General features: G+C 62.8%; 18 protein-coding genes and 1 pseudogene. 16 read left to right on the top strand and 3 right to left on the bottom strand.

The genetic code is table 11. From position 1 onward, the window contains the following. Positions 1 to 4: 4 nt before the first annotated feature. The 15 genes from nuoG to mtnK all read left to right on the top strand — a co-directional run bounded on the left by nuoG (position 5) and on the right by mtnK (position 18,820). Positions 5 to 2,080 carry an NADH-quinone oxidoreductase subunit NuoG gene (nuoG, locus tag Q3C01_RS21485; RefSeq protein ID WP_458147300.1) on the top strand — a complete coding sequence of 692 codons (2,076 nt, stop codon included), beginning with the start codon at positions 5 to 7 and terminating at the stop codon, positions 2,078 to 2,080. Positions 2,081 to 2,090: 10 nt separating this feature from the next. Beyond that, the gene (nuoH, locus tag Q3C01_RS21480) at positions 2,091 to 3,158 is read left to right on the top strand and encodes an NADH-quinone oxidoreductase subunit NuoH (protein ID WP_458147299.1); all 1,068 of its coding nucleotides are present in this window, start codon (positions 2,091 to 2,093) and stop codon (positions 3,156 to 3,158) included. Positions 3,159 to 3,172: 14 nt separating this feature from the next. Beyond that, entirely contained in the window at positions 3,173 to 3,661 is a 489-nt protein-coding gene (gene nuoI / locus Q3C01_RS21475; RefSeq protein WP_026232873.1) for an NADH-quinone oxidoreductase subunit NuoI, read from the top strand. A 9-nt stretch (positions 3,662 to 3,670) separates the two neighbouring features. Then, entirely contained in the window at positions 3,671 to 4,309 is a 639-nt protein-coding gene (locus Q3C01_RS21470; RefSeq protein ID WP_458147298.1) for an NADH-quinone oxidoreductase subunit J, read from the top strand. Beyond that, on the top strand, positions 4,306 to 4,614 hold the full coding sequence (nuoK, locus tag Q3C01_RS21465; RefSeq protein ID WP_008547737.1) for an NADH-quinone oxidoreductase subunit NuoK: 309 nt from the start codon (positions 4,306 to 4,308) through the stop codon (positions 4,612 to 4,614). The genes Q3C01_RS21470 and nuoK overlap by 4 nt, the downstream gene beginning before the upstream one ends. Positions 4,615 to 4,621: 7 nt before the next feature. Continuing rightward, positions 4,622 to 6,685: an NADH-quinone oxidoreductase subunit L gene (gene nuoL / locus Q3C01_RS21460; RefSeq protein ID WP_458147297.1), complete on the top strand. Its 2,064-nt coding sequence runs from the start codon at positions 4,622 to 4,624 to the stop codon at positions 6,683 to 6,685. Then, positions 6,686 to 8,194: an NADH-quinone oxidoreductase subunit M gene (locus Q3C01_RS21455; RefSeq protein ID WP_458147296.1), complete on the top strand. Its 1,509-nt coding sequence runs from the start codon at positions 6,686 to 6,688 to the stop codon at positions 8,192 to 8,194. A 22-nt stretch (positions 8,195 to 8,216) separates the two neighbouring features. Next, complete coding sequence (nuoN, locus tag Q3C01_RS21450; RefSeq protein WP_458147295.1) at positions 8,217 to 9,653, top strand: NADH-quinone oxidoreductase subunit NuoN; 1,437 nt, start codon at positions 8,217 to 8,219, stop codon at positions 9,651 to 9,653. Positions 9,654 to 9,655: 2 nt separating this feature from the next. After that, positions 9,656 to 10,462: a biotin--[acetyl-CoA-carboxylase] ligase gene (locus Q3C01_RS21445; protein WP_458147294.1), complete on the top strand. Its 807-nt coding sequence runs from the start codon at positions 9,656 to 9,658 to the stop codon at positions 10,460 to 10,462. Then, a complete protein-coding gene (locus tag Q3C01_RS21440; protein ID WP_458147293.1) occupies positions 10,462 to 12,132 on the top strand; it encodes a ribonuclease J in 1,671 nt (556 codons plus the stop codon). Before Q3C01_RS21445 ends, Q3C01_RS21440 begins: the two co-directional genes overlap by 1 nt. A gap of 91 nt (positions 12,133 to 12,223) precedes the next feature. Further along, positions 12,224 to 12,628: a methylmalonyl-CoA epimerase gene (gene mce, locus Q3C01_RS21435; protein WP_458147292.1), complete on the top strand. Its 405-nt coding sequence runs from the start codon at positions 12,224 to 12,226 to the stop codon at positions 12,626 to 12,628. Between the two features lie 9 nt (positions 12,629 to 12,637). Further along, positions 12,638 to 12,913 (top strand): DUF1467 family protein, encoded by a 276-nt coding sequence (locus tag Q3C01_RS21430; RefSeq protein WP_458147291.1) that lies wholly within the window; start codon positions 12,638 to 12,640, stop codon positions 12,911 to 12,913. A 188-nt stretch (positions 12,914 to 13,101) separates the two neighbouring features. Next, the gene (locus tag Q3C01_RS21425; RefSeq protein WP_458147290.1) at positions 13,102 to 13,542 is read left to right on the top strand and encodes a hypothetical protein; all 441 of its coding nucleotides are present in this window, start codon (positions 13,102 to 13,104) and stop codon (positions 13,540 to 13,542) included. A 331-nt stretch (positions 13,543 to 13,873) separates the two neighbouring features. Further along, complete coding sequence (locus Q3C01_RS21420; RefSeq protein WP_458147289.1) at positions 13,874 to 17,248, top strand: adenylate/guanylate cyclase domain-containing protein; 3,375 nt, start codon at positions 13,874 to 13,876, stop codon at positions 17,246 to 17,248. Between the two features lie 210 nt (positions 17,249 to 17,458). After that, entirely contained in the window at positions 17,459 to 18,820 is a 1,362-nt protein-coding gene (gene mtnK, locus Q3C01_RS21415; RefSeq protein WP_458147288.1) for an S-methyl-5-thioribose kinase, read from the top strand. Here the strand turns inward: mtnK and Q3C01_RS21410 are convergent. Continuing rightward, positions 18,796 to 20,118 carry a DUF2254 domain-containing protein gene (locus Q3C01_RS21410; RefSeq protein ID WP_458147326.1) on the bottom strand — a complete coding sequence of 441 codons (1,323 nt, stop codon included), beginning with the start codon at positions 20,116 to 20,118 and terminating at the stop codon, positions 18,796 to 18,798. The two genes, mtnK and Q3C01_RS21410, sit on opposite strands and share 25 nt — an antisense overlap. A 436-nt stretch (positions 20,119 to 20,554) precedes the next feature. Between Q3C01_RS21410 and Q3C01_RS21405 the strand changes: the two are divergent. Next, a pseudogene (locus Q3C01_RS21405) lies at positions 20,555 to 21,055 on the top strand (S-methyl-5-thioribose kinase); the annotation flags it as partial. Here the strand turns inward: Q3C01_RS21405 and Q3C01_RS21400 are convergent. Together Q3C01_RS21400 and Q3C01_RS21395 are read right to left on the bottom strand one after the other, a co-directional pair. Beyond that, positions 21,056 to 21,616 (bottom strand): GNAT family N-acetyltransferase, encoded by a 561-nt coding sequence (locus tag Q3C01_RS21400; protein ID WP_458147287.1) that lies wholly within the window; start codon positions 21,614 to 21,616, stop codon positions 21,056 to 21,058. Between the two features lie 241 nt (positions 21,617 to 21,857). After that, entirely contained in the window at positions 21,858 to 22,886 is a 1,029-nt protein-coding gene (locus tag Q3C01_RS21395) for an ABC transporter permease (RefSeq protein WP_458147286.1), read from the bottom strand.

Here is a 22,886-nt window from a genome sequence, read left to right as displayed (position 1 = left end):
AAGAATGACAAAGCTCATCATCGACGGCAAAGAGATCGATGTCCCGCCGGAGTACACGCTGCTCCAGGCGTGCGAGGCCGCCGGCGCCGAGATTCCGCGCTTCTGCTATCACGAGCGGCTGTCGATCGCCGGCAATTGCCGGATGTGCCTCGTCGAGGTGAAGGGTGGTCCGAAGCCGGTCGCGAGCTGCGCCTGGGGCGTGCGCGATTGCCGTCCTGGTCCCAAGGGCGAGCCGCCGGAAATCTCGACGCGGTCGCCGATGGTGAAGAAGGCGCGCGAAGGCGTGATGGAGTTCCTTCTCATCAACCATCCGCTGGACTGCCCGATCTGCGACCAGGGCGGCGAATGCGACCTCCAGGACCAGGCGATGGGCTACGGTGTCGACACCAGCCGCTTCGCCGAGAACAAGCGCGCCGTCGAGGACAAATATCTCGGCGCGCTGGTCAAGACCTCGATGAACCGCTGCATCCAGTGCACGCGCTGCGTCCGCTTCTCGGCGGAAGTCGCCGGCGCTCCCGAGATGGGCGCGACGGGTCGTGGCGAGGACATGGAGATCACGACCTATCTGGAGCACGCGCTGACGTCAGAGCTTCAGGGCAATCTCGTCGACATCTGCCCGGTCGGCGCGCTGACCTCGAAGCCGTATGCCTTCGCGGCGCGCCCTTGGGAGCTCGGCAAGACCCAGTCGGTCGACATCATGGACGGCATCGGCTCGGCGATCCGCGTCGACACCCGTGGCCGCGAGGTGATGCGCATCCTGCCGCGCGTCAACGAGGCCGTGAACGAGGAGTGGATTTCCGACAAGACCCGTCACGTCGTCGATGGCCTGCGGACCCAGCGGCTCGACCGGCCCTATATCCGCGAGGCCGGCAAGCTGCGTGCAGCTTCCTGGACCGAAGCCTTCGCCGCGATCGCCGCCAAGGCAGGTCGCACCGACGGCAAGCGCATCGGTGCGATCGCAGGCGATCTCGCCGGTGTCGAAGAGATGTTCGCGCTGAAGGACCTGCTCGCCAAGTTCGGCTCGGCCAATCTGGCGGTGCAGGGTGGTGACGCCTTCGATCCGGCGCTCGGCCGCGGCTCGTACATCTTCAATCCGACGCTGGTCGGCATCGAGCAGGCCGATGCGCTGCTGATCATCGGTGCCAATCCGCGCAAGGAAGCGGCCGTGTTCAACGCCCGCATCCGCAAGCGCTGGCGCGCAGGCGGCTTCAAGGTCGGCGTGATCGGCGCCAAGGCCGATCTCACCTACGACTATGATCATCTCGGCGCGGGCACGGAGACGCTCGCCGACCTCGCCGCCGGCAAGCACTCCTTCGCCGATGTGCTGAAGAATGCCAAGCATCCGGTTATCCTCGTCGGTGCCGGCGCGACCTCGCGTCATGACGGCGCGGCGATTCTCGCGCAGGCCGCCAAGCTCGCGCTCGATGTCGGCGCGGTGAAGGACGGCTGGAACGGTTTTGGCGTGCTGCACGAGACGGCCTCGCGCGTCGGCGCGCTTGATATCGGTTTCTCGGCGGGCGCTGGCGGCCTGAACGCCGCGCAGATGGCGACGTTCGGTACGCTGGATGTGTTGTTCCTGCTCGGGGCCGACGAGATCAAGGCGCCAGACGGCACCTTCGTGGCCTATATCGGCACCCATGGCGACCGCGGCGCGCACCGCGCCGACGTGATCCTGCCCGCGGCGGCCTACACCGAGAAATCGGCGATCTACGTCAACACCGAGGGCCGCGCCCAGATGACGGGACGCGCCGCGTTCCCGCCGGGCGAGGCCCGCGAGGACTGGGCGATCGTCCGCGCGCTGTCGGAAGCGCTCGGCAAGAAGCTCGGGTATGACTCGCTCGCGGCCCTGCGCCAGGCGATCTTCAAGGCAGTGCCGCGTCTGATCCGTCTGGATCAGATCGAGGCGGGCACGGCCGAGCAGGTCAAGGCGCTCGCAGGCAAGGGCGGCGCGCCTGAGAAGGCGCCGTTCAAGGCTCAGATCGAGGACTTTTACCTGACCAACCCAATCGCGCGTGCGTCCGCCGTGATGGCGGAATGCTCGCGGCTTGCCTCCGGGCAGATGCTGACCGCAGCGGAGTGAGCGTGATCTGATGGAATTCTTCGAAAGCGCATTCTGGACCGGCTTCCTCTGGCCGCTGATCATCATGGTCGCGGAGAGCGTCCTGCTGCTCGTCGTGCTGCTGGTCGCGATCGCCTACATCCTGCTGGCCGACCGCAAGATCTGGGCGGCGGTACAGATCCGGCGCGGCCCGAACGTCGTCGGTCCCTGGGGCCTGTTCCAGTCCTTTGCCGACCTCCTGAAGTTCGTGCTGAAGGAGCCGATCATTCCCTCCGGCGCCAACAAGGGCGTCTTCCTGCTGGCTCCCTTGGTCTCCTGCGTGCTCGCGCTTGCCGCCTGGGCGGTGATCCCGACCAATCTCGGCTGGGTGATCTCCGACATCAATGTCGGCGTCCTCTTCATCTTCGCGATCTCGTCGTTGTCGATCTACGGCATCATCATGGCCGGCTGGTCGTCGAACTCGAAATATCCATTCCTGGCGGCGCTGCGCTCGGCGGCGCAGATGGTGTCCTATGAGGTCTCGATCGGCTTCGTCATCATCACCGTGCTGCTCTGCGCCGGGACGCTGAACCTCTCGGCAGTCGTCGAGGCGCAGCATGCGCGTGGCCTTGCCAGCCTGATCGGTCTGCCGCAGCTCACCATCCTGAACTGGTATGTGTGGCCGCTGTTCCCGATGTTCGTCGTATTCTACGTCTCGGCCCTGGCGGAAACCAACCGTCCGCCGTTCGACCTCGTCGAAGCCGAGTCCGAGCTCGTCGCCGGCTTCATGGTCGAGTACGGCTCGACGCCGTATCTGCTGTTCATGCTCGGCGAGTATGTCGCGATCGTCACCATGTGCGCGTTGGCGACGATCATGTTCCTGGGGGGCTGGCTGCCGCCGGTCGATCTGCCGCCGTTCAACTGGGTGCCGGGGATCATCTGGTTCTCGCTCAAACTGTTCTTCATGTTCTTCCTGTTCGCGATGGCGAAGGCGATCGTGCCGCGCTACCGCTACGATCAACTGATGCGTCTCGGCTGGAAGGTATTCCTGCCGCTGTCGCTGGCGATGGTGATCGTGGTGGCCGGCGTGCTGCATTTCGCCGGCATCGCGCCGAAGTGAGGTCCGCCATGGGTATCAACATCAACGCCACTGCGCGCTCGCTGCTGCTGTCGGAATTCGTATCGGCCTTCTTTCTCGCCATGCGCTACTTCTTCCAGCCGAAGCCGACGCTGAACTATCCCTTCGAGAAGGGTCCGATCTCGCCGCGCTTCCGCGGCGAGCATGCGCTGCGCCGCTATCCCAACGGCGAAGAACGCTGCATCGCCTGCAAGCTGTGCGAGGCGGTCTGCCCGGCGCAGGCCATCACTATCGAGGCCGGCCCGCGCCGCAACGACGGCACCCGCCGCACCGTGCGCTACGACATCGACATGGTGAAGTGCATCTATTGCGGCCTCTGCCAGGAGGCCTGCCCGGTCGACGCCATCGTCGAAGGCCCGAACTTCGAGTTCGCGACCGAGACCCGCGAGGAACTGTTCTATGACAAGGCCAAGCTGCTCGCCAATGGCGATCGCTGGGAACGCGAGATCGCGAAAGCGATCGAGCTCGACGCGCCGTACCGGTGAGGTGAGGGCATGATCCTTCCCGCGCTGTTCTTCTATCTGTTTGCCGGCATCTGCGTGGCCTCGGCGGTGATGGTGATTGTCTCGCGCAATCCCGTGCACTCCGTGCTGTTTCTGATCCTGGCCTTCGTCAACGCCTCCGGCCTGTTCGTGCTGATGGGCGCCGAGTTCCTGGCGATGATCCTGATCGTCGTCTATGTCGGCGCCGTCGCGGTGCTGTTCCTGTTCGTGATCATGATGCTCGACGTCGACTTCCTCGAGCTGCGCGAGGGCTTCATCGAGTACCTGCCGGTTGGCCTCGTGATCGGCGGCATCTTCATGTTCGAGCTGTTGCTGGTCGTTGGCGCCTGGGTGATCAACCCGACCGTGTCCAAGACGATCACGGCGGCGATCCCGGCCAACGTCTCCAACACCGAGGCGCTCGGGCTCGTGCTCTATACGAAGTACATCCATTACTTCCAGCTCGCCGGCATGGTGCTGCTGGTTGCGATGATCGGTGCCATCGTGCTGACGCTGCGCCACAAGGCCAGCGTCAAGCGACAGGACATCAACGTTCAGAACGCGCGCACGCCCGACATGGCGATGGCGCTGCGCAAGGTGGCGTCGGGGCAGGGGCTGTCCGATACCGATGCGGCGGAGTGGGTGAAATGACGATCGGGCTCGGACACTATCTTGCCGTCGGCGCGATCCTGTTCACGCTCGGCATCCTCGGCATCTTCCTGAACCGCAAGAACATCATCGTCATCCTGATGTCGATCGAGCTGATCCTGCTCTCGGTCAACATCAACCTGGTGGCGTTCTCGACCTTCCTCGGCGACATCGTCGGCCAGGTCTTCGCGCTGCTGGTGCTGACGGTCGCGGCTGCGGAAGCCGCGATCGGTCTCGCCATCCTGGTGGTCTATTTCCGCAACCGCGGCTCGATCGCGGTTGAGGACGTCAATCTGATGAAGGGTTAACGCGCCGATGTACCAGGCAATTGTCTTTCTGCCTCTGCTGGGCGCCATTCTCGCCGGCCTGATCGCCATTTTCGGCGCGCATGCCCGCAACCCCAGCGGCGATACGGTCGAGCATCACGGCGATGATCACGGTCATGGCGACGCCCATGCCGCGGCCGCCCACGACGATCACGGCCACGATGACCACCACGTCTCCGAACCGCCGGCTCAGGGGTCGCGCGCAGCCGAACTGATCACGACCGGACTGCTGTTCGTCTCGGCGGCCCTGTCCTGGTTCGCGCTGGTGGATGTCGGCTTCATGCACCACGACGCGCGGATTCCGATCATGCCGTGGATCCTCTCCGGCGACCTCCAGGTCTACTGGGCGCTGCGGGTGGACACGCTCACCGCCGTCATGCTGGTGGTGGTGAACACCGTGTCCTCGCTCGTGCACCTCTATTCCATCGGCTACATGGACGAGGATCCGTACCGGCCCCGCTTCTTCGGCTATCTCTCGCTGTTCACCTTCGCGATGCTGATGCTGGTGACGGCGGACAACCTCGTGCAGTTGTTCTTCGGCTGGGAAGGCGTGGGTCTGGCGAGCTATCTGCTGATCGGCTTCTGGTACCAGAAACCGTCGGCGAACGCGGCCGCGATCAAGGCCTTCGTCGTCAATCGCGTTGGCGATTTCGGCTTCGCGCTCGGCATCTTCGCGATCTTTGCGCTGGTCGGCTCGACCGATTTGGAGACCATCTTCCATGCCGCGCCCGGCCTGACCGGCAAGACCATCAACTTCCTGGGCTGGCAGGTGGACGCGCTGACGCTGACCTGCTGCCTGCTGTTCATGGGCGCGATGGGCAAGTCGGCGCAGTTCCTGCTGCATACCTGGTTGCCGGACGCGATGGAGGGCCCGACGCCAGTCTCGGCGCTGATCCACGCCGCGACCATGGTGACCGCCGGCGTCTTCATGGTGGCGCGGCTGTCGCCGTTGTTCGAGCTCGCGCCGAACGCGCAGGCCGTCGTGATGTTCTTCGGCGCAACCACGGCGTTCTTCGCCGCAACCATCGGCCTCGTTCAGAACGACATCAAGCGCATCGTTGCCTACTCGACCTGTTCGCAGCTCGGCTACATGTTCGTGGCGATGGGGGCGGGGGCCTATTCGGTCGGCATGTTCCACCTGTTTACGCACGCCTTCTTCAAGGCATTGTTGTTCTTGGGCTCCGGCTCGGTGATCTACGCGATGCACCACGAGCAGGACATCCGCAACATGGGCGGCCTGTGGCGGAAGATCCCGTATACGTTCGCGGTGATGACCGTCGGCACGCTGGCGCTGACCGGCTTCCCGCTGTTTGCGGGCTACTTCTCGAAGGATGCGATCATCGAGTCCGCCTATGCCTCGCATAATCCGTTCTCGACGTACGCTTACCTGCTGACGATCGCAGCCGCCGGCCTGACCTCGTTCTACTCCTGGCGCCTGGTGTTCAAGACCTTCTTTGGCGAGCCGCACGACCAGAGGCACTATGAGGCGGCGCATGAGAGCCCGATGTGGATGCTGGTGCCGATCGGCGTCCTTGCGATCGGCTCGATCCTCGCCGGCTTCCCCTTCAAGGAGATCTTCACCGGACCTCACGGCGTGGAAGAGTTCTTCCGCGAGTCCGTGAAGATGAACCCGCACATCCTCGAAGACATGGAGCACATGCCTGCGGCGCTGGGATGGCTACCCTTCATCATGATGGTGCTGGGCTTCGTGATCTCGTACACCTTCTACATCCGCAAACCTTATCTGCCTGTCGAGCTCGCGAACACCCAGCCGATGCTGTACCAGTTCCTGCTCAACAAGTGGTACTTCGACGAGCTCTACGACATCATCTTCGTCCGTCCGGCGAAGTGGATCGGCTACCAGCTCTGGAAGAAGGGCGACGGCGCCATCATCGACGGCTTCGGTCCGGACGGCGTCTCGGCGCGCGTGCTGGATGTCACCCGCAACGTCGTGAAGATCCAGACCGGCTATCTCTATCATTATGCATTCGCCATGCTGATCGGCGTCGCCGGCCTGATCACCTGGTTCATGTTCGGCTTTGGAGGCCAGTAAATGACAACCTGGCCCATCCTTTCCGTCACCGTCTTCCTGCCGCTGGTCGGTGCGCTGCTCGTCTATCTCGTCCGTGGCGAGGATGAAGCGGCAAAACGCAACTCACGCTGGATCGCGCTCTGGACGACGCTCATCACCTTCGCGGTGTCCCTGATCCTGGTCTGGCGGTTCGATCCCTCGGTCGCCGACTTCCAGTTCGTCGAGAAGGCCAATTGGCTCGCGGCCGGCATCACCTATCACATGGGTGTCGACGGCATCTCGCTGCCGTTCGTGATCCTGACCACCGCCTTGATGCCGTTCTGCATCATCGCGAGCTGGAAGGCGATCCAGAACCGCGTGCGCGAATACATGATGGCGTTCCTGATCCTGGAAACGCTGATGATCGGCACCTTCTCGGCGCTCGATCTCGTGCTGTTCTATCTGTTCTTCGAGGGCGGCCTGATCCCGATGTTCCTGATCATCGGCGTCTGGGGCGGTCCGCGCCGGGTCTACGCGTCGTTCAAGTTCTTCCTCTACACGTTCCTCGGTTCAGTGCTGATGCTGCTCGCCATCATGGCGCTGTACTGGAACGGCAACACGACCGACATCCCGACCCTGATGCACACCGCCGTGCCGCGGTCGTTGCAGACCTGGGCGTGGCTTGCCTTCTTCGCCTCTTTCGCGGTGAAGATGCCGATGTGGCCGGTGCACACCTGGCTGCCCGACGCGCACGTCGAGGCGCCGACCGCGGGCTCGGTGATCCTGGCGGCGATCCTCTTGAAGATGGGCGGCTACGGCTTCCTGCGCTTCTCGCTGCCGATGTTCCCGCTGGCTTCGCATGACTTCGCGCCGCTGATCTTTACGCTGTCGGTCATTGCCATCATCTACACCTCGCTTGTGGCCTTGATGCAGGAGGACATGAAGAAGCTGATCGCCTATTCCTCCGTGGCGCATATGGGCTTCGTCACCATGGGCATTTTCGCCGGCACCATCCAGGGTGTCGCCGGCGGCGTGTTCCAGATGATCTCGCACGGCATCGTTTCGGGCGCGCTGTTCCTTTGCGTCGGCATCGTCTACGACCGCATGCACACGCGCGAGATCGCGGCCTATGGTGGCCTTGTCAACCGGATGCCGCTCTATGCGCTGGTGTTCATGGTGTTCACCATGGCCAATGTCGGTCTACCCGGCACGTCCGGCTTCATCGGCGAATTCATGACGCTGCTTGGCACCTTCAAGGTGTCGATCCCGACCGCCTTCTTCGCCGCGACGGGCCTGATCCTGTCGGCGCCCTATGCGCTGTGGCTGTACCGGAAAGTCGTGTTCGGCGCTCTGGTGAAGCCGACGCTGATGACGATCAAGGACATGACCTTGCGCGAGTGCATCACGCTGTTCCCGCTGGTCGCGCTGACGATCCTGTTCGGCGTCTATCCGAAGCCGGTGCTCGACATGTCGGCGGCCTCGGTCCAGCAACTCGTCAACAATTACAACACCGCGGTGACGGCCGTGAAGGCCGCCGCACTGCTCCAGTGAGCGGGCAGGTCAGGATATCGCCATGAGCTTTGAGACTGCAGGTTATCAACTGGCGCCGGTGGTGCCCGAGCTCGTGCTCGCTGTCGGCAGCATGGCGCTGCTGATGCTGGGTGCGTATCGCGGGCAGGGGACGACGAAGGCGGTCACCACGCTCGCAATCCTCCTCCTCATCGTGACCGGCGTATTGGTGTTGCTGTTGCCGGCGGGCAAGCAGGTCACCTTCGGCGGCAGCTTCATCGTCGACGACTTCGCGCGCTTCCTGAAGATTTTGGCGCTGATCGGCTCGGCGGTCACGCTGATCCTGTCGACGGAGTTTTTGTCCGATCCGTCGCGACGCATCTTCGAATATTCGATCCTCGTGCTGCTCTCGACCCTCGGCATGATGGTGCTGATCTCGGCCGGAGACCTGATCTCGCTCTATCTCGGCCTCGAGCTGATGTCGCTGGCGCTCTACGTCGTCGCGGCTTCCAACCGGGACAACGCCAAGTCCAACGAAGCCGGTCTGAAGTACTTCGTGCTCGGCGCGCTGTCGTCCGGCATGCTGCTCTACGGCGCTTCCCTGATCTATGGTTTCACGGGCACCGTCAGCTTTGCCGGCATCGCGGCATCTGCCACGACCGGCAGCGTCGGCCTGGTCTTCGGCCTCGTCTTCCTGCTCGCCGGCCTCTGCTTCAAGGTCTCGGCCGTGCCGTTCCACATGTGGACGCCCGACGTCTATGAGGGGGCGCCGACGCCGGTGACCGCTTTCTTCGCCTCGGCGCCGAAGGTCGCGGCCATGGCCGTGTTCACGCGCGCGACGCTGACCGCATTCCCCGGCATCGTCTCGCAATGGCAGCAGATCCTGGTGTTCGTCTCCATTGCCTCGATGGCGCTCGGCTCCTTTGCCGCGATCGGCCAGACCAACATCAAACGCCTGATGGCCTATTCCTCGATCGGGCACATGGGCTTTGCTCTGGTCGGCCTTGCCTCCGGCACGGTCGAGGGCGCGCAGGGCGTGCTGATGTACCTCGTGATCTACATTGCGATGACGCTCGGCTCCTTCGCCGTCATTCTCGCCATGAAGCGCAACGGCCAGGCCGTGGAGCAGATCAGCGATTTCGCCGGCCTCTCGCGCACCAACCCGCTGCTCGCCTTCTTCTTTGCGATGCTGCTGTTCTCGCTCGCGGGCGTTCCGCCGCTCGCTGGCTTCTTCGCCAAGTGGTACGTCTTCGTCGCCGCGATCAAGGCCAACCTGTTCACGCTCGCCGTCATCGGCGTGCTGACGAGCGTGGTGGGCGCCTACTACTATCTGGCCATCGTCAAGACGATGTACTTCGACGAGCCTGCCGGGCAGGTCGATCCGGTCCGCGTCGAGGTGCGGGCTGTGCTGGCGGTGGCAGGCCTGTTCACCATCCTGTTTGCGCTGTTTGCGGGACCCGTCGTGAGTGTCGCCAGCGCAGCGGCAAAGTCGCTGTTCTAGGGATGGGATTCGCGCTCGGTCATCGAGCTCTCAGCGCGGGCTACCGCCTCGCAGCCTTGGATCAGATCGGCTCGACGAATGCGGAAGGCCTGGAGCGCGCCCGCCAGGGCGAGCGCGGCCCGATCTGGTTCGTGACCTCGGAGCAGACGGCGGGGCGTGGCCGCCGCCAGCGCGCCTGGATCGCGCCGCGCGGCAATCTGGCGGCCAGCATCCTCGAGGTGATGGACGTCGCGCCGGCCGTCGCCGCCACGCTCGGCTTTGCTGCGGGGCTCGCCGAGGAAGCGGCGCTGGAGCGGGTCAGCGTCGAGGCAGCGCTTCGCCTCGGTCCCGACCGGCCCCGATACACCCTGAAATGGCCGAACGACGTGCTTGCCGGCGGCAAGAAGCTCGTTGGCATCGGCCTCGAAGCCGAGGCCATCGGCAACCGCCTTGCCGTCGTGGTCGGCATCGGTACCAACGTCGTCGCGGCTCCCGAGGGCACGCCGACGCCCGCGGTGTCGCTGGCCGCCCTCGGGGTCCAGATCAGCGCGGAGGAGCTGTTCACCGCGCTGTCGGACGCCTGGGTCGAGTTCCGGGGCCTCTGGGACGATGGCCGCGGCTTTGCGGAGATCCGCCGCCTCTGGCTGGAGCGCGCCGCCGGCCTCGGCGAGAAGGTCGCGATCCAGACCGGGAGCGCGACGCTCGAGGGCATCTTCGACACCATCGACGATACCGGTTGCCTGATCGTCCGCACCGCCGATGGCCGCCGCGTGCCGGTAGCGGCAGGCGAAGTGTTCTTCGGCGCGGCCGCATCCGTGGGAGCGGCATGATGGCAAGGCCCGACGAACTGGTGTTTGCTCCCCTCGGGGGCGTCGGCGAGATCGGCATGAACCTGTCGATCTATGGCCTCGGCAACCGCCACCAGCGCGCCTGGCTGGCGATCGATCTCGGTGTCTCCTTCGGCGACGAGGAGCATTTGCCGGGCATCGACCTGATCATGCCCGACATCAGTTTCCTGGAGAAGGAACGCAAGAACCTGATGGGTCTGGTGCTGACCCATGCCCACGAGGACCATTTCGGCGCGATCATCGATCTCTGGCCGAAGCTGCAATGCCCGATTTACGCGACGCAGTTCAGTGCGGCGCTGTTCGAGGCCAAATGCGCGGCCGAGCGCAATCCGCCAAAAATCCCGGTCACCGTGATCCCGTCCGGCGGCCGCGTCGACATCGGGCCGTTCAACGTCGAGTTCATTCCGGTCGCGCATTCGATTCCGGAATCCCATGCGCTGGCGATCCATACCGAAGCCGGCACGGTGCTGCACACCGGCGACTGGAAGATCGATCCGACCCCATCCATCGGCCGTCCCACCGACGAGAGGCGGCTGCGCGAACTGGGTGAGGAGGGCGTTCTCGCCCTGATCGGCGATTCCACCAACGCGGTGCGCGAGGGACGCTCGCCCTCGGAAGCCGAAGTCGCCAGGACCATCATCGAACTCGTCAAGGAAGCCAAAGGCCGCGTCGCGGTGACGACCTTTGCTTCGAACGTCGCGCGCATCAAGGCGGTGGCGGACGCCGCTCGCGCCGCCGACCGCGAGGTCGTCGTGGTCGGCCGCGCCATGGACCGCGTCGTGCAGGTCGCGCGCGAGACCGGCTATCTCGACGGCGTGCAGAATTTCCGCTCGCCCGAGGTCTACGGCCATCTTCCGCAGAACAAGGTGCTGGCGCTATGCACCGGCAGCCAGGGCGAGCCGCGCGCAGCGCTGGCGCGCATCGCCAATGACGACCATCCCGAGATCACGCTGAACCGCGGCGACAGCGTGATCTTCTCCTCGCGCACCATTCCGGGCAACGAGAAGGCGGTCGGCTCGATCATCAACAATCTGGTCCTCCAGGGCGTCGAGGTCATCACCGACCGCGACCACCTGGTCCACGTCTCCGGCCATCCCCGCCGTGACGAATTGCGCGACATGATCGCCTGGACCAGGCCGCAGCTCCTGATCCCCGTCCATGGTGAGGCCCTGCATCTGCACGAGCACGCCAAGCTCGCGCGCGCCGCGGGCGTGCCGCGGGTGCTGGTCTGCCGCAACGGCGATCTGGTCAAGCTCGGCCCGGGTGACCCAGGCATCGTCGGCGAGGTGCCTTCCGGGCGGCTCTACAAGGACGGCACGATCCTGGAGGATTCCAAGTCCCGCGCGGTGGTCGAGCGGCGCCGGATGGCTTTCTCCGGTTGTGCCTTCGTCGCCATCGCCATGACCGCGCAGGGCGAGCTTGCCGACGAACCCGAGGTCGATCTCGTCGGCATTCCCGAGAAGAACAAGGCGGGCGAGGCGTTCGACGACCTCGTCTTCGACGCCGTGGTCTCGACCATCGAAGGCCTGCCAAAACCGCGCCGCCGCGATCCCGATGCTTTGGCTGAGTCGGTGCGACGCGCCGTGCGGGCCGTGATCAACGAACATTGGGGCAAAAAGCCCCCCTGTCTGGTACATGTACTGACGGTCTAAAATTTTTGAGCGTGATCTCTTCGGAAAACCGCGTCACACTTTGCGTTAACGCGGCCCTTCGGGTCCGGATCATGCTCCAAGGGAGAGAACCATGCTGGGCCGGCTCAACCACGTCGCGATCGCGACCAAGGATGCCGTGAAGGCCGCCAAGATCTACGGCGCAGCGTTCGGGGCACAGATATCGGAGGCAATCGCATTGCCCGAGCACGGCGTGACCACCGTGTTCGTGACGCTCCCCAACACCAAGATCGAGTTCATCGAGCCCTATGGCGAGACCTCGCCGATCGCAAAGTTCCTCGAGCGCAATGCCGACGGCGGCATCCATCACGTCTGCTACGAAGTCGTCGACATCATCACCTCGCGCGACGTGCTGGTGAAGGAGGGGGCGCGGGTGCTCGGCGATGGCGTGCCGAAGATCGGCGCGCATGGAAAGCCGGTGCTGTTCCTGCACCCGAAGGACTTTTCCGGCGCCTTGGTCGAGATCGAGCAGGCGTAAGGCCGGGCCATGGCCTACCAGATCTCCACCGCACTCGCGATCTACTTCGTGCTCTGGTGGGTCACGCTGTTCGTGACCCTGCCTTTCGGCGTGCGCAGCCAGCACGAGGACGGCGTCGGAGCGCCCGGCACCGATCCCGGCGCGCCGATCCTGACCGGGATGCGCAGCAAGCTGATCTGGACCACGCTTCTCTCGGCTGTCGTTTTTGCGATCGGCATGGCGGCCTATCATGCCGGCTATCTCTCGATCGAACGCTTGTCGAAATTGATGGGAATGCCGTTCTAGGACGTGGACTCATCAACGCAAGCGCCAGACTGATCGACGCTGCTTTGAGATAGGAGCGCACGTCAAATGGCAGGTAATGTCAGAGCCTCGGTCGCAAATAACCTAAGGGCGGATTCCCAGCAGCAACGCGGCAGGTAACGGACGAATTCTTTCTTGTCGGAATAGGAAAGATCCTCGTGACGTCTCCGATGAAGCATTTTCGGGAAGCACAGCCGGTTTTAGGGTGTCTCCCTGTTTTACTCTTGCTGAGCAGTTGTGGCGGGGCGACGCTCGAGTGTGAGTCTTTGGACACGCGCACTGCAGTGGTTAAGATCGTTTCGGACGACAGCAACAACGCGCTTGTCAGCTACGCTGTCAAGAATTCGACAGCTGTTGCGGCGATGATAAGTAATACGAACACGGAGGCAGAAAAATTAGCCATTCTGGAAAAGGTGAGACAAGGTGCCGCATATAGGCTGGATGATACGATACGCACAAATTCGAGAGGCAAAGCCAAGCGAGCAGTTAGTTGTACTGGATTGTTGTATGTGACCGTTGAGGATGTGACAGCGCAAAAGGAGGTAGACTTTAAGGTAGAACGAGCTGCGGACGGCAAGATTTCCATTTCGGTCAGTCCGTTTCAATTTTGACCGGTGCCACGTCACTGGAGAAGAGGCAAGTGACCGATGTCGTTTATTGGCCCTTGGAAGCGCCGCGCGGCGGCGCTGGATTAGTCAGCCTAATTTACGATTACTCACATCGGTGACATCATGGTGAGCGTTGGCTTGTTTTAACACGGAAGGATGCGAGCGAAGCGACAGACTGATCGACGCTGTTTTGGGGTAAAGCGGACGTCAAATGCGAGACGACATCAGCAGCCTCGGTCGAAAATGAGCCAAACCGGCCGTTCGAAAAACGATACTCTAGACAGCCTGTCGTGCCTGGAGGATCATTGCGGGCTAGGCAAACTGGGGCGCCGCCATGGACCTCGGGGGTTGGCTGCGGAGGCTCGGTCTCGAACGATATGAGGCGGCGTTCCGCGAGAACGCGATCGACGACACAGTCCTGCCAAGCTTGACGGCGGAGGACTTGAAGGATCTTGGTGTCGGACTTGTCGGGCATCGCCGTAAGCTGCTCGATGCCATTGCGGCCTTGCGGGCTGAAGCCGGCAAATTGGAACGCCTTTCCGAGTCTCCTGAGACAACCTGCAAGCCATTCAAGGACAATCCTGAGCGCCGCCAGGTCACAGTGATGTTTTCGGACCTTGTCGGTTCGACTGCCCTATCCACGCGCATGGACCCAGAGGATCTGCGCGAGGTCATTTCGGCCTATCAGACGTGCGTCGCCGACACCGTACGCCACTACGGAGGGTTCGTCGCCAAATACATGGGCGACGGCGCTCTCATTTATTTCGGCTATCCGCATGCGCACGAGGACGACGCCGAGCGGGCCGTGCGCGCCGCTCTGAAAATGATTGCTGCAGTGGGCGCGCTCGAATTGTCCGTTCCGCTACGGACCCGCATCGGTATCGCGACTGGGCTGGTGGTTGTTGGCGATCTCGTCGGCTCTGGGGAAGCGCAGGAGCGCAGCATCGTCGGCGAGACGCCGAATCTTGCGGCTCGCCTGCAAGGCGTTGCCGAGCCGAACACGATAGTCGTTGCCGAGGACACGCGTCGGCTCCTCGGCAACCTCTTCGACCTGCGGGACCTCGGACCGCAGGAGCTCAAGGGAATCGCCGCACCGGTGAGAGCTTTCGCCGTCCTCCAGGCAAGTTCTATCGAGAGCCGCTTTGAGGCCATGCACCCCGGCGGGCTGACTGAACTGATCGGACGCAAAGAAGAGCTTGGGCTGCTTTTGCAACGCTGGGCGAGAGCAAAGAGAGGCGAAGGCCACGTGGTGTTGTTATCGGGCGAGGCCGGGATAGGCAAATCAAGGCTCTCGACGGCTTTAGTGGAGGGGATCGCAACCGAACCGCACGCGCGGTTACGTTATTTCTGCTCGCCTCAACACACGGACAGCGCCTTTTTCCCGATCATCGGACAGATTCAGCATGCCGCCGGATATGCGGTCGGCGATACTCCGCAAACAAAGCTCGAAAAGCTCGATCTCCTGCTGGCACAGAGCCGGACGTCCCGGCAGGACGCTGCGCTGTTGGCCGAGATGCTGTCACTTCCCAATGACGGCCGCTTCCCCGCTCTGGAGCTTGCTTCCGAACAACAGCGTCAGAAAATGCTGGAAGCGCTCGGCTTCCAATTAAGGAGCCTTGCGAGCTCCAGCCCCGTGCTGATGATCGTGGAGGATGTGCATTGGGGCGACCCCACGAGCCTGGAAGCGTTCGGTCGCATGGTAGATCTGATCGCAACGTTTCCCGTACTCATGATCGTGACCTTCCGACCTGAGTTCGATCCCCCCTGGACTGGACAACCGCATGTGACCGCTCTTGCGCTCAATCGGCTCGGATACCGCGAGGTCGGCAGCATGATCGATTGCGTCGTCGGCGACAAATCGCTGTCGGCGGACTTCAGAACGGAGATTATCGAGCGCACCGACGGCATCCCACTGTTCGTCGAGGAGATGACGAAAGCAATGCTGGAGGCCGGGGGAGAGTGGGGAGCGGCGAAGACTGCAGCAGCGGTTTCCGCTCCAGCGCTGGCGGTGCCCGCCAGTTTACATGCTTCCTTGATGGCCCGGCTCGATCGGCTGGGTACGGAGGTCAAGGCGATCGCGCAGATCGGCGCGGCGATCGGACGAGAATTTTCGCACTTATTGTTGGCTGCAGTGGCGTCACTCAGCGACGAGGAGCTGAAGCAGCCTTTGGAAAAACTGGTGGAAGCCGGACTGGTCTTCCGACAGGGAAGTCCGTCACGAGAAAATTATGTCTTCAAGCATGCGCTCGTGCGCGACGCAGCCTACGGCACGTTGCTGCGCCCAGCCCGCAGGGAGCTTCACCTTCGCATCGCCCGTGCCCTCGAACAGCAGAGGCCGGATGTCGTCCAGGGATCTCCCGAAAGTCTCGCGCATCACTATACGGAGGCCGGCGCCCTCGAGCGCGCGGCGGCGCTGTGGGGCGCGGCTGGACGACGCTCGCACGCGCATTCGGCGCTGGCGGAGGCTGAGGCTCATTTGAGCCGGGCGCTTGGCCTGATCGGGACCTTGCCGTCGACGCCGTCGCTGCGCCGCGAGCAGATTGCGCTCCAGGTCGAACTGTTGACCGTTCTCATGCACACCAAGGGCTACGGTGCCGAACAAACCAAAGCCGCCGCCGAGCGTGCCCGCATCCTCATCGAGCAGGCGGAGGCGATCGGGGAGCCGCCCGAAGACTCCTTGCTGCTGTTCTCGGTGATCTATGGTTTTTGGGTGGTCAACATCGCCGGGTTCAACGGTGACGCCGCCCGCGAACTCGCCGACCAATTCATGCAGCTTGCGACAAAGCAACCCAACTCTGGCCCGCTCCTGCTCGCCCATCGCATGATGGGAGTGACATTGATGTCGGTCGGCGTCCCCGTAACGGGGAGGGAGCATCTCGATCAGGCGATCGCGCTATATGATGCTCGGGAGCACCGCGCCTTGGCAACGCGTTTTGGCACGGATGCCCAGGTCGCAATCCTGGAGTGGCGGTCGCGGACCAACTGGCTTCTTGGCTTTCCCCTGGCAGCGCGCAGGGATGCCAACGGGTCGTTCATCTGCGCCCGGGAAATTGATCAAGCCGCGACATTGATGCATGCCCTGGCGCATTCGACCGCCACACTGATCCTCTTGGGCGACGTTGCCGAAGCGGGTGCTCGTGCGAGGGAGCTCGTCGCGCTCGCCGAAGACAAGGGATCGTCGTATTGGAGCGCGAACGGGCTGATGTGGCAAGGCTGCCTGATGGCGCAGACCGAGCGTGCGTCCGAAGCCGCTCACATCCTGGCCTCGTCGATCGAGACATATCACGCGACGGGCGCCACGATCTATATTCCATTCGTGATGTCATATCTCGCCATGGCACATTCCCAGCTTGAGCGGCACGACGAGGCGCTCGACGTGATCGACCGCGCGATCGCCATGGCCCGGAGCACCAAAGAACAATGGTGCGAGGCCGAGCTCTATCGGATTCAGGGCAAACTGGTTCTGCGAAGTGGGAACATGGCTGCGGCCGAGGCCGACTTCGAGCACGCGCTCGAGATTGCACGTCGACAGCAGGCGAGGTCCTGGGAGCTGCGCGCCGCGACGAGCATGGCGCGGCTTTGGCGCGACCAGGGCAAACGCGACGTGGCTCGCGACCTGCTCACTCCGGTCTATAACTGGTTCATCGAAGGCTTCGACACCGACGATCTGAAGAAGGCCAAAGTCATGGTCGACACGTTGGCGTCATAGCCCATCTCATACTCCTGCGACGGCAAAAGCACCGCAATAGCTGGCCTGCACTCCGTCAAGCTCGACAAATATACGGTGATTGCGAGCTACGCGCTGGTGGCGGACGGCGTCTATTGCGATTACGATCCGATCAAAAGAAGGGCCGACATCGGTTCGAGCTTCCTGGAGCGCGGCTGACGATCCGGCCATAACCATGGGGCAGGGATCGTCATGACGCTAGCGCAGGCGGAGAACTATCGAGTTTTGCATGAGGCGGACCTGCGGGATTATCTCGCGGGCCGTCCTAAGCTGGTGGCCGTCCTTGGCGGTGCGCCGGGCGACTGGTCGATCACGGAAGTCGGCGACGGCAATCTCAATCTCGTCTTCATCGTGAAGGGAGCGCTCGGCGGCGTCGCCGTGAAGCAGGCGCTGCCCTACGTCCGCCTGGTCGGGGAAAGTTGGCCGCTGCCACTGTCCCGCGCGCACTACGAATATCTGGCTCTGACCCGGCAGGCGCAGCTCGCGCCTGGGCTCGTGCCGTCGGTGCTGTATCACAACGAAGCGCTGGCGCTCACGGTGATGGAGCTGCTCGAGCCGCACATCATCATGCGCAAGGGGCTGATCGCAGGCGCGCGGTATCCACGCTTCGTGGACGACATCACGACCTTCATGGCGCGGACGCTGTTCTTCACCTCCGATCTCGCGCTCACCGCCGCAGCGAAGAAGGAGGGTATCGCGGCCTTTGCCGGCAATCACGCACTCTGCAAGATCACCGAGGATCTCATCTTCACCGATCCCTATCGGATCGCGGAGCAGAACCGCTGGACCGCGCCTTGGCTAGATGCCACGGCTGCAAGCTTCCGCGAGGATTTTGACCTGCATGTCGCGATCTCTCGACTGAAGCTGAAATTCATGGCGAGCCCGGAGGCGCTGATCCACGGCGACCTCCACACCGGCTCGGTCATGGTCACGGAGCGTGAGACCAAGGTGATCGATCCGGAATTCGCATTTTATGGCCCCATGGGATTCGACATCGGGGCCGTGATCGCGAACCTCCTGATGGCCTATCTGGCCTCATCCGGACACGAGCGCTCGCCGGGCGACCGGGCTGCGTTCGAGGCCTGGGTGCTGGAAACGATCGAGGGCGTCTGGAACGAGTTCGCGCGTAAATTCCAGGCGCTCTGGCGAAGCGACGCCACCGGGGATGGCTATCCCGTATCGCTGTTCGCAGGCGAGGGCGGAGGTGCGCGGCTCGATACGGAACGGCAGGCCTATATGGCGCGGCTGTTCCAGGACACCGTCGGCTTCGCCGCGGCGAAGACCATCCGGCGCATTCTCGGCCTGGCGCATAATCTCGATTTCGAAGCGATCGCCGACGAAAAGCGGCGCGCAATTTGCGAAGCGCGCAGCCTCCGCCTGGCGCGCAGAATGATGGTGGAGGCGCCGTCTTTCACGGCGATCGGTGCAGTGATCAAGGCAGCGCGCGAGGCGCGCGATTGGCAGCCCGATTTCGCGACGGAATTTGAGCGCGAGCGACAATATGGCGTACGTCGCGTCTCCGGACATGGTTATCGGGATCCGACAGAGGGGTGAGTATCAGTAACCGGCCGGATCGCGGGAGACGTTGTTTCGCTGAAAGTACCCGGCCGACTGCGGGAAAAGCCGAGCCCCTGTTGATCTTCCTGGGAGGCGGTCTGCTTGTCCCGAGCATCCAGTTGCGCGCGTTCAATCGCCCAGTCTAGATGCTGCAGATATTGATACGCTGCGGTGGCACGGCTTCCGGCGGTTGCCTCCTGCAAACCGGTAAATACGGCTCTCAGTCGGCGCAAAACCTGAACGGAACTTGCACCGAATTGTCGGATTTCATCGAACGCGAGCGCCAAATAATCGTCCCAGGTTGGCATTGGTACGATGACGCGAAGCGCACCCCCGGCGCCCCTCAAATGTCTGGCCTGCAAATCACACCGACTAATGCGTCGCAGCAGATCCTCGATCTGGTCGATCGCTTGCACAGCCGTCGTCGGATCGTTGATGGCTGGCGAGAGTGCCTTGATAGCGATATCGACCAGAAGACGAATGGGATACTTGGGATCCTGCGCGAACGTACGTTCACTACCAAGGTGCACGGCCTGCATCAAGTCATCCATCACGATCGTGCCGTTACCTCCATGCATCCGCAATACGACGCTTCCATCGACAAGCGTGTCACCTACGACAGCGACCATTTCGATGACGGCCTCACCTCGTTCTGCCCAATCGATCAACGACTTGGTATTCAGCTCTGTCATCGTTAGTGGAGATCCGGAATATTTCAGCGTTTGGATCGTGAGTCCATGCTGGACGCCGTCAGCATGCCATTGCGCTGCATTGCTCTCACTCTCTGACGCGTAATCTCTTTCGTTGAACATCGCGCGGATAACTTCGCGTCCGCGGTCGCCGACGAACCGAAGTACGTTTGTGATTTGCAAATCAGTCAGTCGATCCACCAACCGTGCAAAAAAGAACATACTCAACAACATCATCGATCCGACCAACACCATCGAAAACATAGGCACTGCGCCCGAATCGCCGCGATCGACGGTAGCGAGGGTGAAGAGCGCGTAAATAAAGGTCGCGCTGAAGGCTCCCATTGCATGGTAAAGCAGCGGATCACGAGCCAACCAGTTCACCAGACGGGGCGAATATGCGATCGCGCTGAATTGAACCATGACGAAGGCAAGCGCGAAAACCAATCCGGTCAGCGCCATCATCCCCGAAGCGACGGCCGAGAGAACAGCCTGCGCCGACGCAACCGACACGTCGACAACGAAAGACGACAGAAAATGTCTCCATATCCGCGGCCATACGATGCCGCACACTGAAGCTACTGCAACATAGGTCATTGGAATCATCCAGAGTCGCATCGGTCGATCCATAGTTGCGTGCCCGCCCTCCACAAACCGGCGGGCTGTCGGCAAAGTCGATGCTATGCGATCGCTTACGAGGCAAAATTGCTATCGTTCGTGGTGTGCACAGCCATCATGGTAGTCCGGCGCAAATTCAAGCGGGAGCTTTGATCCAGATCAAGAGCCCGCCGCCCGCAGTATCCGGCGCCGCGCCGCCTTGATTTCTCGGCATGGTCTTCTAGCGTGTGACGTCCCCTTTGTCCCTTAGCCGACGCTCGACGCGGCAATCTCAACGTCCGCTTTCACAGGGTAGAGCGGACGCGGGGTAGAGGAGGTCGGGGTCTTCGCTTCTGACGACCCATTTGAGACATCGGCTCGCTCGCCGCCGACGTCCAGTCTGATGCCTATTTCACGACCAGATGCTTCCTGGGTGCTGCCGCGGGGCCCCATGGGACTCGACGTCGGGGCCGTGATCGCGAACCTCCTGATGGCGTACCTGGCCTCATCCGGGCGCTCGCCGGGCGATCGGGCTGCGTTCGAGGGCTGGGTGCTGGAAACGATCGAGGGTGTCTGGAACGAGTTCGCGCGTAAATTCCAGGCGCTCTGGCGAAGCGACGCCAAGGGGGATGCTTATCCCGTATCGTTGTTCATAGGTGAGGCGGGGGCAGCGCGGCTCGATACGGAGCGGCGGGCCTATATGGCGCGGCTGTTCCAGGACACCGTCGGCTTCGCCGCGGCGAAGACCATCCGGCGCATTCTCGGCCTAGCGCATAATCTCGATTTCGAAGCGATCGCCGACGAAAAGCGGCGCGCAATTTGCGAGGCGCGCAGCCTCCGCCTGGCGCGCAGAATGATGGTGGAGGCGCCGTCTTTCACGGCGATCGGTGCAGTGATCAAGGCAGCGCGCGAGGCGCGCGATTGGCAGCCCGATTTCGCGAGATAGCTAGGGTGCGAACGTCACGGCCTTGCCCATCGGATGTCTCGTCGTCACTCCGAATCCAGGCTGCGGCGGTCCGGTCATGGTCCAGCCGCACGATAGATAGAATCGAAGTGCGGTGACCGTGCTGTCGAGAGTAAGCCACTTGAGGCCGCGATGTGATGCCCAGACCTCGATCTCATGGATCAAAGACTTGCTCGTCCCCTTGAACCTCTTCTCGGGTGCCACGTAGTTCAGCAAAACGTAACCATCGGCCCGGATGGCTGCAACGCCAGCGATACGTTCGCTCTCAATCGCCACAAGGACTGCGCGAGCATCGATCCACTGCCGCATGTTGTCCGCCGTCTTGTTGCTCAGCCACATCGACAGGGTGGCTGGGTCACCCTGGTGGTCGAGGACGCATAGTTCCAGTATCGACCGTCGCACGACGTCGATTGCTTGGTCGGCATCTTCCATCTGAGCTGGTCTAACCAGCATTTCGACGCTTCCTTTCGGCTCGCGCCAGGACGATGATGAGCAGACGTTGTTGATCAGCGCCGCGAGCAGGATCAACTGCAGGGTGGGCAAAGGCGCCCTTGCGCCGTGCCCACCAGCTTTTCGCGAATGCAACAGGAGTGGTGGGCACGGCGCGCCAAATGCGCGCCTTTGCCTGCCTTGGTCTCGTGCACGCTGCGCCAGGATGACATCGTGCCACTGATTTGCCCGACATGTCAAATTATTTCGTAAAAGACGAAATCAACCCCAGCAGTCATCGGCTACTTTGCATGGGGTTGTTTTCGACATTTTGAAGTGAGGGCTATCGCGCCGGCTAATCCGCCGCCTTCTCACGCAACCGCTGTGCATAGACGTTGATGATCAGCGCCGCCAGCAGGATCAGGCCGCGGATCAGGATCTTCAGGAAGCTGTCGATGTTGACGTGGTCGAGGCCGTTGTTGAGCACGCCCAGCACGAACAGGCCGACGATGGTGTTGCCGATGCCGCCGCGGCCGCCGAACAGGCTGGTGCCGCCGACCACGACGGCAGCGATGGAGTCGAGCAAATAGGTGTCGAACTCGTTCTGCTGCGCGCTGCCGAAATGGGCTACGCCGAGCATGCCGCCGATCCCTGCGCAGACCGCCGAGATGACCATCACGACGCCGAGGATCAGCTTGACGTTGAGGCCGGAATATTCGGCCGCCTCGCGGTTTCCGCCGACCATGTAGACGTAGCGCCCGAAGCGCGTGTAGGTCAGCACGAGATGGCCTGCGAGCAGCATCACCGCGGCGACGATCACGATCCAGGGAATGCCGCCGATCGAGCCGGAACCGAGGGTGGCGATCAAATCAGGCACCTTGTAGGCGATCTGGCCGCGCACCAGCAGAGCGGAGATGCCGGCTGCGATCTGCATCATCGCAAGCGTCATGATGAAGGAGGGGATGCCGATCACGGTCAGCCCCAGCGCGTTGACGAACCCGAGAGCCGCGCAGAGCAGCAGCGAGAGCAGGATTGCGGCGGCGCCGGGGAGGGGGACGTTGGCGATGTTGACGTAGGATTCCTGCATAGTGAAATAGGCGACCGCAATGCCCGTGACGTTGGCGATGCTGGCGATCGAGAGGTCGATCTCGGCGCAGAGGATCACGAAGGTGAGGCCGACGGCGATCACGCCGGTCACCGAAACCTGGGTGAGGATGTTGCCGAGATTGTCCAGCGTGGCGAAGGAGGGGCTCGCGAAGGCGAAAAACAGGCTGAGGAAGATCAGCGTCAGGAACGGCGCGATGTTGCGCATCTGCGAGCGCAGGAAGGAGCCGAGGCCACGGGGCCGGCGGGCCGCTCCGGAAACTGCTTCACTGCTCGCCAT

This window comes from Bradyrhizobium sp. UFLA05-109, assembly GCF_054185165.1.
The sequence above is the reverse complement of the archived record's forward strand: the minus strand, read 5'-3'. Positions and strand labels throughout refer to the sequence as shown.